We start from the raw sequence: 13,527 nt of genomic DNA, 5'->3' as shown, positions 1-13,527 counted from the left end.
TGGATAGACCCGGCCAGTATCCCATGGGGGGCAAAGTGATTTTCCTGGTCGCGAGCGGGTCTGTGACAATGGGGTGTCACCCGTTCAGAAAGAAGGACGTGCCGATCGTGGCTCAGAGCACCGAGACCACCGACTGGGTCTCCCGTTTCGCGGATGAGGTCATCGAGGAGTCGGAGCGCCGTGCCCCCGGCAAAGTGACGCCGGACCCCGAGGCCGCGGCGATCGTCGTCGCGTCCGGCCTTTCCCCCTCCGGCCCGATCCACCTCGGAAACCTGCGGGAGGTCATGACCCCGCACCTGGTCGCCGACGAGATCCGCCGCCGCGGTCACCGGGTGCGGCACCTGATCTCCTGGGACGACTACGACCGCTACCGCAAGGTGCCGGCCGGCGTCGCGGGCGTCGACGAGTCCTGGGCCGAGCACCTCGGCAAGCCGCTGACCTCGGTCCCGGCGCCGAAGGGCTCCCCGCACCCGAACTGGGCCGAGCACTTCAAGGCGGCGATGACCGAGTCGCTGGCCGAGCTGGGCGTCGAGTTCGACGGGATCAGCCAGACCGCGCAGTACACCTCGGGCGCCTACCGCGAGCAGATCCTGCACGCCATGAAGCACCGCGGTGACATCGACGCGATCCTCGACCAGTACCGCACGAAGAAGGCCCCGGCCAAGAAGCAGCAGCAGAAGCCGCTGGACGAGGCCGAGCTGGAGGCCGCGGAGGGCTCCGGCGCCGCGGCCGAGGACGACGGCAGCTCCGGCTCCGCCGGGTACTTCCCGTACAAGCCGTACTGCGGCAACTGCGAGAAGGACCTGACGACGGTCACCTCCTACGACGACGACAGCACCGAGCTGTCGTACACGTGCACCGTGTGCGGTTTCTCGGAGACCGTGCGGCTCAGCGAGTTCGACCGCGGCAAGCTGGTCTGGAAGGTCGACTGGCCGATGCGGTGGGCGTACGAGGGCGTCGTCTTCGAGCCCAGCGGCGTCGACCACTCCTCCCCGGGGTCGTCCTTCCAGGTCGGCGGGCAGATCGTCGGCATCTTCGGCGGCAAGCAGCCGATCGGGCCCATGTACGCCTTCGTCGGCATCAGCGGCATGGCCAAGATGTCGTCCTCGCGCGGCGGGGTGCCGACCCCGGCGGACGCGCTGAAGATCATGGAGCCGCAGCTTCTGCGCTGGCTGTACGCCCGGCGCCGGCCCAACCAGTCCTTCAAGATCGCTTTCGACCAGGAGATCCAGCGGCTGTACGACGAGTGGGACAAGCTGGCGGGCAAGGTCGCCGACGGCTCCGCCCTGCCCGCGGACGTCGCCGCCCACGCGCGGGCCGTCGGCACCGCCGCCGGTGACCTGCCGCGGACGCCGCGTCCGCTGCCGTACCGCACGCTCGCGTCCGTCGCCGACATCACCGCCGGGCACGAGGACCAGGCGCTGCGGATCCTGTCCGAGCTGGACCCGGAGCAGCCGCTGGCCTCGCTGGACGAGGTCCGCCCGCGATTCGACCGGGCCGAGGCGTGGATCAACACCCAGGTGCCCGCCGACCAGCGGACCGTCGTCCGGGCCGAGCCGGACGCCGAGCTGCTGAAGTCCCTCGACGACGCCTCCCGTGAGTCGCTGCGGCTGCTGCTCGACGGGCTCGCCGCGAACTGGTCGCTCGACGGGCTGACCCACCTCGTGTACGGCGTGCCGAAGGTGCAGGCCGGCTTCTCCGCCGACGCCACGCCCAAGGAGCTGCCGGCTGAGATCAAGACGGCCCAGCGGGCGTTCTTCGCCCTGCTGTACCACCTGCTGGTCGGGCGGGACACCGGCCCCCGGCTGCCCACGCTGCTGCTCGCCGTGGGGCAGGAGCGGGTGCGGGAGCTGCTCGGGGAGTGACGGCGCGTCAGTGAGCGCGTGAGTCACGGCGCGTGAGTCACGGCGCATGAGGAAGGGGCCCTCCGCGGAGGGCCCCTTCCTCATGCCGTCATGCCGTCGTCTCTCAGGCGATGTGGTCGTCCTGGAGCTGCGCCGTGTGCCGGTTGGTGAAACGGTTCACCATGCGGGTGGCCTCCTGGAGGGGCAGCGCGATGCCGAAGGTCGCCTCCACGTCGTCCCGGAACTGGGCGGCCGTGGGATAGCTGCCGTCGATCGACTTGCGGAAGACCTGGTAGTAGTCCTCCTCGGTCGGCTCCGGCTCCGGGATGCCGCCGCCCTCGCCCAGTTCACGGGTGCGGTGCGGGCCCACCGGGATGGGGAAGCTGCCGGTCTCCTCCGGGGAGGGCTGCTGGAACTGCTCCGGGGGCTGCTCGTCGTACCAGTCCTCGTACTGTTCCTCGGGTTCGTACTGCGGCTCGGGGGGCGGCTCGTAGGCCGGGTCGTAGCCGCCGTGGTACTCGATCTCCCGCGGCGCCTGGAACCAGGGGCTCTCCTCGTCCACGGGCGGCTCGGGGCGCTGCTCGCCGGACGGCTCCGCCCGCTGCGGGGCGGGCGCCGCCCCGGCTCCGCCCGCGAGGGCGGCCGGACCGGCCGCCCTCGCCGGCTGCGCCGGTCGCGGGGCCGACGGCAGGAGCGCCGGGTCGATGCCCGCCGCCGCCAGGCCCGCCGGGGCCGTCTCCGCCAGGGGAACGCCGTAGCGGGCCAGGCGCAGGGGCATCAGGGACTCCACCGGGGCCTTGCGGCGCCAGGCCCGGCCGAACCGGGAACGCAGGCGGGCCTGGTAGACGAGACGTTCCTGCTCCAGCTTGATGACCTGCTCGTAGGAGCGCAGCTCCCACAGCTTCATGCGGCGCCACAGCAGGAACGTGGGGAGCGGGGAGAGGAGCCAGCGGGTGAGGCGGACTCCCTCCATGTGCTTGTCCGCCGTGATGTCGGCGATGCGGCCGACCGCGTGGCGGGCGGCTTCCACGGACACGACGAACAGGATGGGGATCACCGCGTGCATGCCCACGCCCAGCGGGTCCGGCCAGGCGGCGGCGCCGTTGAAGGCGATCGTCGCCGCCGTCAGGAGCCACGCCGTCTGGCGCAGGAGCGGGAACGGGATGCGGATCCAGGTCAGCAGCAGGTCGAGGGAGAGCAGGACACAGATGCCCGCGTCGATACCCACCGGGAACACATAGGAGAAGTTCCCGAAGCCCTTCTTGACGGCCAGCTCACGGACGGCCGCGTACGAGCCGGCGAAGCCGATCCCGGCGATGATCAAAGCGCCGGTCACGACCACGCCGATGAGTACGCGGTGCATCCGAGTGAGCTGCGGCAGTGGCGCGGCCACTCGTACTCCCCTCCCCTTGCGTGTTGTTGCGCGCAACAGAGTGGCACACGTGTGCGGCGAACGCGCTGTCGGTAGGCCGCCACGGCCCTCCGGTCAGCTCTTCGCGACGGCCGCCTTGGCCGCGGACGCCCTCGCCGAGGGCGACTTCGACGGCGCCTCGGAGGCGGACTTCGACGGCGCCCCGGACGGTGAGTGCGACGCCGTCCTGGACGCCGACGCCGACGCGGACGGCGACGCGGGCGGCGTCGTCGCCGAATTCTGCGCGGAACCCTCACCGTTGGCCGCGGAGACGGACGCGACCGCCTCCTTCAGGGCCTTCTCCGCGGCCTTCGTCAGGTCGTCGGCGGACGGGGTCTTCTCACCCGCGAGACCGGCGCCGTTGTAGTCCACGGTGACGACGACGTTCTCGACCCGGGCGACGGCCGTCTGCTGCCGGAAGAGGCCTTCCTTCTTCTTCAGGTCGTAGCGCACCGCGGTGGCCTCCGCGCCCGTGCCGCTCAGCGGGACGACCTTGACGTTCTTGGCGCCGTCCACGGCCTTCGCGTCCTCGGACTGCCGGCCGAAGTACGTGTGGGCCTGGTCGTCGCCGGAGCCGCGCGTGGCGTCCGAGTCGAAGCGCAGCAGGGAGACGTGCAGCCAGCGGAACTGGGAGCCCTTGACGCCGTTGTTGTCCAGGCTGTCCCAGGAGCAGGAGGAGCGTGCCGACGGGTCGTCCGAGCTGCCGTCCTTGCCCGACTTCGCACCCTTGGGCACCAGTTCGGTCAGGGTCTTCTTCGACAGCGCACCGCAGGGCTCGGGAAGCTTGTGATAGGCGGCGGGCCGCACGGTCGGGGACGCGCTCGCCGAGGGCGTGGTGCTGCCGGCCGTGGACTGCGGTGTGCCCTCGCTGCCGGCCTTGGCCTTGGAGTCCCCGGAGTCGGAGGAGCACGCGGCCGTGATCAGCAGCGCCGGGACGGCGGCCGCGCAGACAAGGGCGCGGCGCAGGCGCCTGGCCCGCCGGTCGCTCCCCGACTGCCTAGACGGCGTGGGAGGTACCTCCGGGGCACGGTCGTCTCGCTGGGCTGCTCGCTGCATGGTTCCTTCACTCATGACGCTCGGTGTTCGTGCGGGTTCCTGCGGGGCCACGGTACGCGGTGAAGGAGCTGTGCGGTTCGCGTCCGACTCCTTTGCGGGCGGGCGGAGGTGAGGCCGTGACGGCCGTCAACCGGTGAACGCGTCGGCCAGTTGAGAGGCCAGCTCACCGGCCCTGTCCTGCATTTCCTTGCTGTCCGGGACCGTTCCGGTGGCCGTCGGCTGCTCCTCGTACTGGAGGGTGACGACGACGTTGGACGTGCGGAACACCACAGTCACCGTCCGCTGTTCGGCCGTCGAGACGGACGTGCTGAGCTGGTCGTCCAGATACGCCTCGTCACCGAGGTCGGTCAGGGCGCGCGGCTGGAGGTCGGCGGGCGGGGCGCCGGCGGGTGACGCCGAGGACGCCGAGGCCGCCGGGGAGGACCGCGTCGCGGACGGGGAGCTGTCCTCGCCCGCGGAGGGGTCCGTGGAGTCCGCCGTGGAGGGGGTGGCCGCCGGCACGGCGGCCGTCGCCGCGGCGCCGCTCGGCTCGGGGAGGTCGGCGGCCGTCTCCTTCTCCTGGAACAGCTTCTGCGCCTGGTCGTCGTCGCTGACCGCGTTGTCGTACGACACGACGCGCTCGAAGTCGACCGACAGGCGGTCCGTGGCGCCGGCCGACTCGACCTTCCAGCGGCAGCCGACCTTGCGGTCGGTGTCGTACGTGAGGGTGGCCTCGCCCTGGTAGGCCTTGTCCCGCTGGTCGGGGTCGGTGATCTGCTGGATGCCGGGCAGCAGCGCGGCCAGGTTGTCGTGGCCGACCGCGCCGCAGGGCTCGGGCAGCGTGCGGTACTTGCCGGGCTGGGCGGCGACCGCGGTCGTGCCGGCGTCGCCCGGATTGGCGTTGTCCGCCGGATCGGCGTCCCCGGAGCCGCTCGTGCAGCCGGCCAGCAGCGCCGCGAGGAGGGCGGCGGTGCCGGGTACGTACGCCTTCCGCTGCACGGTCGGGCTCCTCTCGACGGTCTGTGATCGCTGGTGCTCCAGTGTCCCCGCCGGTTATTCGCTTGCCGCGGCGGGGCGTCCACTGGAGACAATGTGTATCGCACGCACTGCCTCGGACGCCGGTCCCCTGTCCCATTTCATCGACCTCGGCGCCGCTTTTGCGTTCTGCTGCTTATGGCCTTTTAGCCTTTTTTGTCGGTTCCGGGGGAATGAGGAACGTATGTCGTACGTGGAGATACCGGGTGCTAGGACGCCGATCCGGATGTGGACGGACCCGGCGGCGGTCGAGGACGTGGCCCTGCGCCAGCTCCAGAACGTGGCGACCCTGCCGTGGATCAAGGGTCTGGCCGTGATGCCGGACGTGCACTACGGCAAGGGCGCGACGGTCGGGTCGGTCATCGCGATGCAGGACGCGGTGTGCCCGGCGGCGGTCGGCGTGGACATCGGCTGCGGCATGTCCGCGGTGCGGACGTCGCTCACCGCGGGCGACCTCCCCGGGGACCTGTCGCGGCTGCGGTCGAAGATCGAGCAGGCCATCCCGGTCGGACGCGGGATGCACGAGGACCCGGTCGAGCCGGGCGGCTTCCACGGGCTGGCCACGTCCGGGTGGGAGGACTTCTGGGGCCGGTTCGACGGGGTCGCGGACGCGGTGCACTTCCGCAGGAGCCGGGCGGTCGCGCAGATGGGGACGCTCGGTTCGGGCAACCACTTCGTCGAGGTCTGCGTGAGTGACGACGACTCCGTCTGGCTCATGCTCCACTCCGGCTCCCGCAACATCGGCAAGGAACTCGCCGAGCACCACATCGGCGTCGCCCGGCAACTCCCGCACAACCAGGGCCTCGTCGACCGCGACCTCGCCATCTTCGTGGCGGACACCCCGCAGATGGCGGCCTACCGCAACGACCTCTTCTGGGCCCAGGAGTACGCCAAGTACAACCGCACGCTCATGATGGCGCTCCTGAAGGACGTGGTCCGCAAGGAGTTCAAGAAGGCCCGGCCGGTCTTCGAGCCGGAGATCTCCTGCCACCACAACTACGTGTCGGAGGAGCGCTACGACGGCATGGACCTGCTCGTGACCCGTAAGGGCGCGATCCGGGCCGGCTCCGGCGAGTACGGGATCATCCCCGGCTCGATGGGCACGGGGTCGTACATCGTGCGGGGCCTCGGCAACGAGCTGGCCTTCAACTCCGCGTCCCACGGCGCGGGCCGGCGCATGAGCCGCAACGCGGCCAAGCGGCGCTTCTCGGCGCAGGACCTGGAGGAGCAGACCCGGGGCGTGGAGTGCCGCAAGGACTCCGGCGTCGTGGACGAGATCCCGGCCGCCTACAAGCCGATCGAGCAGGTCATCGACCAGCAGCGGGATCTGGTCCAGGTCGTGGCGAAGCTGAAGCAGGTCGTCTGCGTGAAGGGCTGATCACCGCGCGCCGGGGCCGTCGGGTCCGTCCGGCCCCCCGAGGGCGTCCAGCCAGCGCAGCAGCCGGGCGCCCTCGCGGGTCATGACCGTCGGGTCGCGCAGGGCGTTGGCCAGCAGGGACATGCCCTGGTAGGCCGAGACCAGGGTGAGGGCGAGGTCGTCCGGTGCGGGCAGGGCCAGTGCGCGGAACTGCGCGGCGGCCCAGTCCAGCAGGTGCCGGATCACCGCGCCGGCCTCCGCGTCCAGGGTGCCGTCGGCGCGTTTGCCGAGTTCGACGGCCAGGGTGCCGGTGGGGCAGCCGTGGCGGGCGGCGGTCTCGCGCTGGTCGACCCAGGCCTTGACCAGGCCCTTGAGGCGGTCGCGCGGGTCCGCCGACTCCTCCAGCGCGGCGGTGAGTTCGTCCAGGTGGGCGCGGTGCTCCGAGAGTGCGGCCCGGACCAGCTCGTCCTTGGTCTTGAAGTAGTAGTAGACGTTCCCGGCCGGGACGCCGGCCTCGCGCGCGATGTCGGCGAGGGTGGTGCGCTCCACACCCTGCCCGTGCAGGACCCGGGCCGCCGCCGCCGTGAGCCGCCGCCGCTTCTGGGACGCCCGTACCCGCCGGTCCACTGAGTTCGTCACCTGACTGACTATAGAGTGACGTCTCAGTCAGTCAGCCGACTGGCTGACTGTCAGGGGGCATCACAGTTCCCGGTGCACCTTGGTGTTCGACGCCTGGGCGCGCGGGCGCAGGACCAGCAGGTCGACGTTGACGTGACTGGGCCGGGTCACCGCCCAGGCGATCGTCTCGGCCACGTCGTCCGCGGTGAGGGGCTCGGCGACGCCCTCGTACACCTTCGCCGCCTTCTCCGCGTCCCCGCCGAAGCGGGTCAGGGCGAACTCGTCCGTCCGGACCATGCCGGGCGCGATCTCGACGACCCGGACCGGCAGCCCGACGATCTCCAGGCGGAGCGTCTCGGCGAGGACGTGGGCGCCGTGCTTGGCGGCCACGTAGCCACCGCCGCCCTCGTAGGTGCCGTGGCCCGCGGTGGAGGACACGACCACCACCACGCCGTCGCCGCTCGCCACCAGCTTGGGCAGCAGGGCCTGGGTGAGGTTCAGGGTGCCGATGACGTTCGTCTCGTACATCGTGCGCCAGTCGGCGGGGGCGCTGGTGGCCACCGGGTCCGCGCCCAGCGCGCCGCCCGCGTTGTTGACGAGGACGCCGATCGACCGGAACGCCGTGGCGAACTCGTCCACGGCCTCACGGTCCGTGACGTCGAGCTGGTACGCCACCGCCGAGTGGCCCGCCGCCGTCAGTTCCTCGGCCAGCGCCTCGATCCGGTCCTTGCGGCGGGCGGTGAGGACGACGCGGTAACCGGCCGCGGCGAGCTGTCGGGCGGTGGCGGCGCCGATCCCGCTGCTCGCACCGGTGACGACGGCGATGCGGGAGGCGGCGGACGGGGCGGCGGGGGCCATGGCTGCTCCTGGGACTGCGTCGGGGTCGGTCGCGTCCAGCGTAAGTGAGGTCTCAGCCGCCGTTCCGGGGCGCCCACATGATGACCGCGGTCCCGGCGAGGCAGATCAGGGCCCCGGTGATGTCCCAGCGGTCGGGGCGGTAGCCGTCCGCGACGACGCCCCACAGCAGCGAGCCGGCCACGAAGATCCCGCCGTAGGCGGCGAGGACGCGGCCGAAGTGGGCGTCGGGCTGGAAGGCGGCGACGAAGCCGTACGCCCCGAGGGCGAGCACACCGCCGGTGATCCACAGCCGGCCGCGGTGTTCCCGCAGCCCCTGCCAGACCAGCCAGGCGCCGCCGATCTCGAGCAGCGCGGCGACGGCGAACAGGGCGGCGGAGCGGAGGACGGGCATGCGGGCAGCTTGCCACGCCGTGGCCGTGTCACCTGTGGGAGCCGTGTCGGAGCCGTGTCACCTGTTGGAGGGCGCCTGGCCGGCGCGCGTGGCATACATCCGTACGGCGGACCGGGCGCGAGCGGGAAGTGGTGAGGGGCCGTGCGGATGCGGACGTGGGTGCTGTCCGTGCGGGTGCGGACGTGGGTGCTGGCCGGGATGTGTACCGGTGCCGTCCTGGCCCCGGGGACGGCGGTGGCCGCGCCTGGGTCGGTGGTGGCCGCGCCGGGGACGGCGGTGGTCCTCGCCCCGTCGTCGGCCGCTCCCGCGCCGGAGGCCGACCTCGCTCTGCACGGGAGCGCGGTACTGGACGCGGACCGGGTGGATCTGCTGCTGACCCCGCGCAACGAGGGGCCCGGCGCCGTCACGGACGCCACCGTCCGGCTGCGCTGGTCGGTGCCGCTGGCCGGCCGGCAGGAGCCGCCCGCCGGGTGCCTGCGTGCGGACGAGCGGACCGTGCTGTGTGCGACCGGGGCGCTGGCCGCCGAAGCCACGGGGGAGCAACTGCACGTGCCGGTACGGCTCGTGGAGCTGCCGGGGGAGGTGACGCTGGACATCGACACCGTCTGGATCGGGAGCGCGGTGGACGCGAACCCGTCGAACGACCGCTCGACGGTGCTGGTGCTGGCCACGGGGGACTCGTACGCCTTCTGAGCCGCCGGGCCGGGCGGCGCTCTCCTCGCCGTCGGGTCCGTGGGCCGCGCCGGCCTCGTCGGAGCGGGTCCGCGCCCGTCCCTCCGGGCGGGCGTCCCGGGCCGGAATAACCGGGGGTGGGGGACCGTTGGGCGGGTATAGTTGAATAATCAACAAGATGGAGGGTGAGCGACCATGCAGTTCGGGATCTTCACGGTCGGCGACGTCACGCCGGACCCCACCACGGGCCGGACCCCGACCGAGCGCGAGCGGATCAAGGCCATGGTCGCCATCGCGCTGAAGGCCGAGGAGGTCGGGCTCGACGTCTTCGCGACCGGCGAGCACCACAACCCGCCGTTCGTGCCGTCGTCCCCGACGACCATGCTCGGCTACGTAGCCGCGCGGACGGAGCGGCTCGTCCTCTCCACCTCCACCACCCTCATCACGACCAACGACCCGGTGAAGATCGCGGAGGATTTCGCGATGCTCCAGCACCTGGCCGACGGGCGCGTCGACCTGATGACGGGCCGCGGCAACACCGGGCCGGTGTACCCGTGGTTCGGCAAGGACATCCGGGACGGCATCGACCTCGCCATCGAGAACTACGCCCTGCTGCGCCGGCTGTGGCACGAGGACGTCGTCGACTGGGAGGGCAAGTTCCGCACGCCGCTCCAGGGGTTCACCTCGACGCCCCGCCCGCTGGACGGCGTCGCGCCGTTCGTCTGGCACGGCTCCATCCGCTCCCCGGAGATCGCCGAGCAGGCCGCCTACTACGGGGACGGCTTCTTCCACAACAACATCTTCTGGCCCGCCGACCACACCAGGCGGATGGTCGAGTTCTACCGGACCCGCTACGCCCACTACGGGCACGGCACCCCGGAGCAGGCGATCGTCGGCCTCGGCGGCCAGGTGTTCATGCGGCGCAACTCCCAGGACGCGGTGCGGGAGTTCCGGCCGTACTTCGACAACGCGCCCGTGTACGGCCACGGGCCCTCACTGGAGGACTTCACCGAGCAGACCCCGCTGACCGTGGGCTCGCCGCAGCAGGTGATCGAGAAGACCCTGGCGTTCCGCGAGTACGCCGGTGACTACCAGCGCCAGCTTTTCCTCATGGACCACGCCGGGCTGCCCCTGAAGACCGTGCTGGAGCAGCTCGACATGCTCGGCGAGGAGGTCGTACCGGTGCTGCGCGAGGAGTTCGCCAAGGGCCGCCCGTCGGACGTGCCGGAGGCGCCGACCCACCAGTCCCTGCTCGCCACGAAGGAGGCGGCCACCGTATGAAGCTCGTCGTCGTCTCCGCGGGACTGAGCGTGCCGTCGTCCACCCGGCTGCTGGCCGACCGGCTGGCCGCCGCGGTGGACCGGCACACGCCGGCGGACATCGAGGTGGTCGAGCTGCGGGACCTCGCGGTCGAGATCGCGCACGCCTTCACCAACGGGTTCGCCGGGAAGGGGCTCGCCGCCGCCCAGGACGCGGTGGCGGCGGCCGACGGGCTGATCGTCGTGACCCCGGTGTTCAGCGCCTCGTACAGCGGACTGTTCAAGTCGTTCTTCGACGTGCTGGACAAGGACGCGCTGGGCGGCAAGCCCGTGCTGATCGGCGCGACCGGCGGTACGGCCCGGCACTCGCTGGTGCTGGACCACGCGCTGCGGCCGTTGTTCGCCTACCTGCGGGCCGTGGTCGTACCGACCGGCGTGTACGCGGCCTCGGAGGACTGGGGGGCCGAGGGCCTGCCCGAGCGGATCGAGCGGGCCGCGGGGGAACTGGGGGTGCTGATGACGGGCCTGTCCGCGGGGTCCGGGCGGAAGCCGGCGGGGTCCCGGCGGGACGAGGCCGGGGAGACGGACGCGGCCGGCTTCCAGGTCGTCCCCTTCGCCGACCAGCTTGCCCGGCTCAGCGCCTGACGGGGGACGGCCACTGTCACTCCGGGAGCCCGGTGACGGCCGTGATGCCGGGAATCCGGTGACGGCTGTGACGGTGAGAGGCCGGTAAAAAGGGTGATCGTGGGGCCGCCGCCCCCGGCTGAACCGGCGGCGGCCTTGGCAGACTGGGGGCGTGCCCCCGACTGTGCTGCTCGCCGAAGACGACCGCGCCATCCGCCACGCCCTGGAGCGGGCCCTGACCCTGGAGGGGTACGAGGTGACGGCGGTCGCCGACGGCGTGGAAGCGCTGGCCCAGGCCCACCGGAACCCGCCGGACGTCCTCGTCCTCGACGTGATGATGCCCGGGATCGACGGCCTCCAGGTCTGCCGCGTGCTGCGCACCGAGGGCAACCGCACCCCCATCCTCATGCTCACCGCCCTCGTGGAGACCGCCGACCGCATCGCCGGTCTGGACGCCGGCGCCGACGACTACGTGGTCAAGCCGTTCGACGTGGAGGAGGTCTTCGCCCGGCTCCGCGCGCTGCTGCGCCGCACCAGCCCCGTGCCCACCGCCGACGCCACCCCCGACGGCACCGCGCGTGAAGGCATCGCACGCGAAGGGGCCGTACGCGAAAGTGCCGTACGCGAAGGCGTCGTACGGGACGGTGTCGGACGGGAGGCGTCCGGCTCCTCCGGCCGGCTGCTGGAGGCCGCCGGTCTCCGCATGGACCTCCAGGCCCGCCGGGCCTGGCGCGGCCGGCGCGAGCTGGAACTGACCCGCACCGAGTTCGAGCTGCTGGAACTGCTGGTGCGCAACGCGGGCATCGTGCTCGACCACTCCACGATCTACGACCGGATCTGGGGGTACGACTTCGGGCCCGGCTCCAAGAACCTCGCCGTGTACGTCGGCTACCTGCGCCGCAAACTGGACGAGCCCGGCGCACCCCCGCTGATCCACACCGTGCGCGGCGTGGGTTACGTGCTCCGGGAGGACTAGGTGGGACGCCGCTGGCGGCTGCCGACCCGGCCCCGGCCGAAGCTGGTCTCCCTGCGCACCACGTTCGCGGTCTCCTTCGCGGCCGTCACCGCCGCCGTCACGATCCTCGTCGGCATCCTGTCGTACAACTCCGCCGCGCGGCTCGTCCGCGTCGACCAGCAGTCGGTGTTCACGCAGGTCGTCCGGGACGTCCAGGACGAGGTACGGCAGCACGACATGGTTCCCGGCGACTTCTCCTCCCGTCCCGGGCACGACCTGGTCCGCCCCGCCCGCACCGACGTCCAGGTGCTCGGCGCGCGGGGGCAGATCATGGACCACGGCAACCCGGTGCTGCCGGTCACCTCCCGGGACCGGGCCATGGCCCTCGCGCGGACGGCCGGGAGGGTGGTCCAGCACAAGGACGTACGGGTCGACGAGGACCTGTTCCGCATCGCCACCGTCTCGCTCGGTGACGGGCGGGGCGCGGTCCAGGTCGCGCAGGAGTTCAGCGACACCGAGGACCTGCTGCGGGCGTTGCAGCAGCGCACGCTGATCCTGATGGCGGCGGTCGTGGTGGCGGCCGGGCTGTTCGGCTGGTGGCTGGCCCGGCGCATCACCCGGCGCCTGGTGATCCTCACCTCGGCCGCGGAGGACGTGGCCCGCACCCGCCAGCTCGGCATCCAGGTGCCGGTGGCCGGCCTGGACGAGGTGGGACGGCTCGGCCGCGCCTTCGACCGGATGCTGGGGCGGCTCGCCCAGTCCGAGGAGGACCAGCGGCGCCTGGTGCAGGACGCCGGGCACGAGCTGCGCACCCCTCTCACCTCGCTGCGGACGAACATCTCACTGCTGCGGCGGATCGACGAGCTGCCGCCCGACGCCCGGGAGGAGCTGGTCGCCGACCTCGGCCAGGAGGCCCGCGAACTCACCGACCTCGTCAACGAGCTGGTCGACCTCGCCGCCGGGCAGTCCGACGGCGAGCCGCCCCAGCGGGTGGACCTCGCCGACCTGGCCGAGGACGTGGTCGGGCTGGCCCGGCGCCGTACCGGCCGGGACATCGTGCTGCGCACGAGCGGTGACACGACGACCGACGGCCGGCCCGGGATGCTCCAGCGGGCCATCTCCAACCTGGTCGAGAACGCCGCCAAGTTCGACCGGGACGGCAGGGCGCCGATCGAGGTCGCCGTCACCGGGCCGGCACGGCCGGGCGCGGTCCGGGTGGAGGTGCGGGACCGGGGGCCGGGGATCGCCGAGGGCGACCTCGTCCGCATCTTCGACCGCTTCTACCGCGCCGCCGACGCGCGCTCCCTGCCGGGCTCGGGCCTCGGCCTGTCCATCGTGCGCGAGGTCGCGACGGCACACGGCGGAGCGCCGTTCGCCTTCCGTCGGGAGGGCGGCGGCGCCGTCATCGGCTTCACGGCCGGTGGCGGGCTCACGCGGAGCGGGGGTGGCGGGGGCGGCGGGGGTTGAC

The 13,527-nt window shown here is 72.3% G+C and carries 13 protein-coding genes; 7 read left to right on the top strand and 6 right to left on the bottom strand.

The genetic code is table 11. From position 1 onward, the window contains the following. The first annotated feature begins 98 nt into the window (after positions 1-98). Positions 99-1,865, top strand: a complete 1,767-nt coding sequence (gene lysS / locus D9753_RS15190; protein WP_121787502.1) for a lysine--tRNA ligase — start codon at positions 99-101, stop codon at positions 1,863-1,865. A 103-nt stretch (positions 1,866-1,968) separates the two neighbouring features. On the opposite strand, the gene D9753_RS15185 is transcribed toward lysS, so the two are convergent. The 3 genes from D9753_RS15185 to D9753_RS15175 all read right to left on the bottom strand — a co-directional run bounded on the left by D9753_RS15185 (position 1,969) and on the right by D9753_RS15175 (position 5,289). Next, complete coding sequence (locus D9753_RS15185) at positions 1,969-3,207, bottom strand: DUF2637 domain-containing protein (protein WP_163010704.1); 1,239 nt, start codon at positions 3,205-3,207, stop codon at positions 1,969-1,971. A 123-nt stretch (positions 3,208-3,330) separates the two neighbouring features. Next, the gene (locus D9753_RS15180; RefSeq protein WP_240468162.1) at positions 3,331-4,311 is read right to left on the bottom strand and encodes a DUF3558 family protein; all 981 of its coding nucleotides are present in this window, start codon (positions 4,309-4,311) and stop codon (positions 3,331-3,333) included. A gap of 126 nt (positions 4,312-4,437) precedes the next feature. Further along, positions 4,438-5,289, bottom strand: a complete 852-nt coding sequence (locus D9753_RS15175; protein ID WP_121787500.1) for a DUF3558 domain-containing protein — start codon at positions 5,287-5,289, stop codon at positions 4,438-4,440. A gap of 220 nt (positions 5,290-5,509) precedes the next feature. On the opposite strand from D9753_RS15175, the gene D9753_RS15170 reads away from it, so the two are divergent. Then, positions 5,510-6,703, top strand: a complete 1,194-nt coding sequence (locus tag D9753_RS15170; RefSeq protein WP_121787499.1) for an RtcB family protein — start codon at positions 5,510-5,512, stop codon at positions 6,701-6,703. On the opposite strand, the gene D9753_RS15165 is transcribed toward D9753_RS15170, so the two are convergent. Genes D9753_RS15165 through D9753_RS15155 form a run of 3 tightly spaced genes read right to left on the bottom strand, consistent with a single transcriptional unit; the run spans position 6,704 to position 8,549 of the window. Next, positions 6,704-7,321 carry a TetR/AcrR family transcriptional regulator gene (locus D9753_RS15165; RefSeq protein WP_240468161.1) on the bottom strand — a complete coding sequence of 206 codons (618 nt, stop codon included), beginning with the start codon at positions 7,319-7,321 and terminating at the stop codon, positions 6,704-6,706. Positions 7,322-7,381: 60 nt separating this feature from the next. After that, positions 7,382-8,158, bottom strand: coding sequence for an SDR family NAD(P)-dependent oxidoreductase (locus D9753_RS15160; protein ID WP_121787497.1), 777 nt, complete (start codon positions 8,156-8,158; stop codon positions 7,382-7,384). Positions 8,159-8,210: 52 nt separating this feature from the next. Continuing rightward, on the bottom strand, positions 8,211-8,549 hold the full coding sequence (locus D9753_RS15155; RefSeq protein ID WP_121787496.1) for a YnfA family protein: 339 nt from the start codon (positions 8,547-8,549) through the stop codon (positions 8,211-8,213). Between the two features lie 147 nt (positions 8,550-8,696). Here D9753_RS15155 and D9753_RS15150 point away from each other — a divergent pair, with 147 nt between their 5' ends. The 5 genes from D9753_RS15150 (at position 8,697) to D9753_RS15125 (ending at position 13,526) form a co-directional block, all read left to right on the top strand. Beyond that, positions 8,697-9,242 (top strand): hypothetical protein, encoded by a 546-nt coding sequence (locus D9753_RS15150; RefSeq protein WP_240468160.1) that lies wholly within the window; start codon positions 8,697-8,699, stop codon positions 9,240-9,242. A 174-nt stretch (positions 9,243-9,416) separates the two neighbouring features. Then, positions 9,417-10,502, top strand: a complete 1,086-nt coding sequence (locus tag D9753_RS15145) for an LLM class flavin-dependent oxidoreductase (RefSeq protein WP_121787495.1) — start codon at positions 9,417-9,419, stop codon at positions 10,500-10,502. Beyond that, entirely contained in the window at positions 10,499-11,125 is a 627-nt protein-coding gene (locus D9753_RS15140) for an FMN reductase (RefSeq protein ID WP_121787494.1), read from the top strand. The genes D9753_RS15145 and D9753_RS15140 overlap by 4 nt, the downstream gene beginning before the upstream one ends. A 163-nt stretch (positions 11,126-11,288) precedes the next feature. Beyond that, positions 11,289-12,080, top strand: a complete 792-nt coding sequence (locus D9753_RS15130) for a response regulator transcription factor (protein ID WP_121787492.1) — start codon at positions 11,289-11,291, stop codon at positions 12,078-12,080. Next, on the top strand, positions 12,081-13,526 hold the full coding sequence (locus tag D9753_RS15125; protein ID WP_121787491.1) for a sensor histidine kinase: 1,446 nt from the start codon (positions 12,081-12,083) through the stop codon (positions 13,524-13,526). It begins immediately after the preceding gene. Position 13,527: the final 1 nt, after the last annotated feature.

Source organism: Streptomyces dangxiongensis (genome assembly GCF_003675325.1).
In the GTDB taxonomy this organism is placed as follows: Bacteria; Actinomycetota; Actinomycetes; order Streptomycetales; family Streptomycetaceae; genus Streptomyces; species Streptomyces dangxiongensis.
The sequence above is the reverse complement of the archived record's forward strand: the minus strand, read 5'-3'. Positions and strand labels throughout refer to the sequence as shown.

Excerpts from the sequence above, each read along its gene's own strand:
- D9753_RS15160 (WP_121787497.1), bottom strand. The coding sequence starts at position 8,158 with ATGGCCCCCGCCGCCCCGTCCGCCGCCTCCCGCATCGCCGTCGTCACC.
- D9753_RS15140 (WP_121787494.1), top strand. The coding sequence starts at position 10,499 with ATGAAGCTCGTCGTCGTCTCCGCGGGACTGAGCGTGCCGTCGTCCACC.
- D9753_RS15150 (WP_240468160.1), top strand. The coding sequence starts at position 8,697 with ATGCGGACGTGGGTGCTGTCCGTGCGGGTGCGGACGTGGGTGCTGGCC.
- D9753_RS15185 (WP_163010704.1), bottom strand. The coding sequence starts at position 3,207 with ATGCACCGCGTACTCATCGGCGTGGTCGTGACCGGCGCTTTGATCATC.
- D9753_RS15170 (WP_121787499.1), top strand. The coding sequence starts at position 5,510 with ATGTCGTACGTGGAGATACCGGGTGCTAGGACGCCGATCCGGATGTGG.
- D9753_RS15180 (WP_240468162.1), bottom strand. The coding sequence starts at position 4,311 with ATGCAGCGAGCAGCCCAGCGAGACGACCGTGCCCCGGAGGTACCTCCC.
- D9753_RS15155 (WP_121787496.1), bottom strand. The coding sequence starts at position 8,549 with ATGCCCGTCCTCCGCTCCGCCGCCCTGTTCGCCGTCGCCGCGCTGCTC.
- D9753_RS15145 (WP_121787495.1), top strand. The coding sequence starts at position 9,417 with ATGCAGTTCGGGATCTTCACGGTCGGCGACGTCACGCCGGACCCCACC.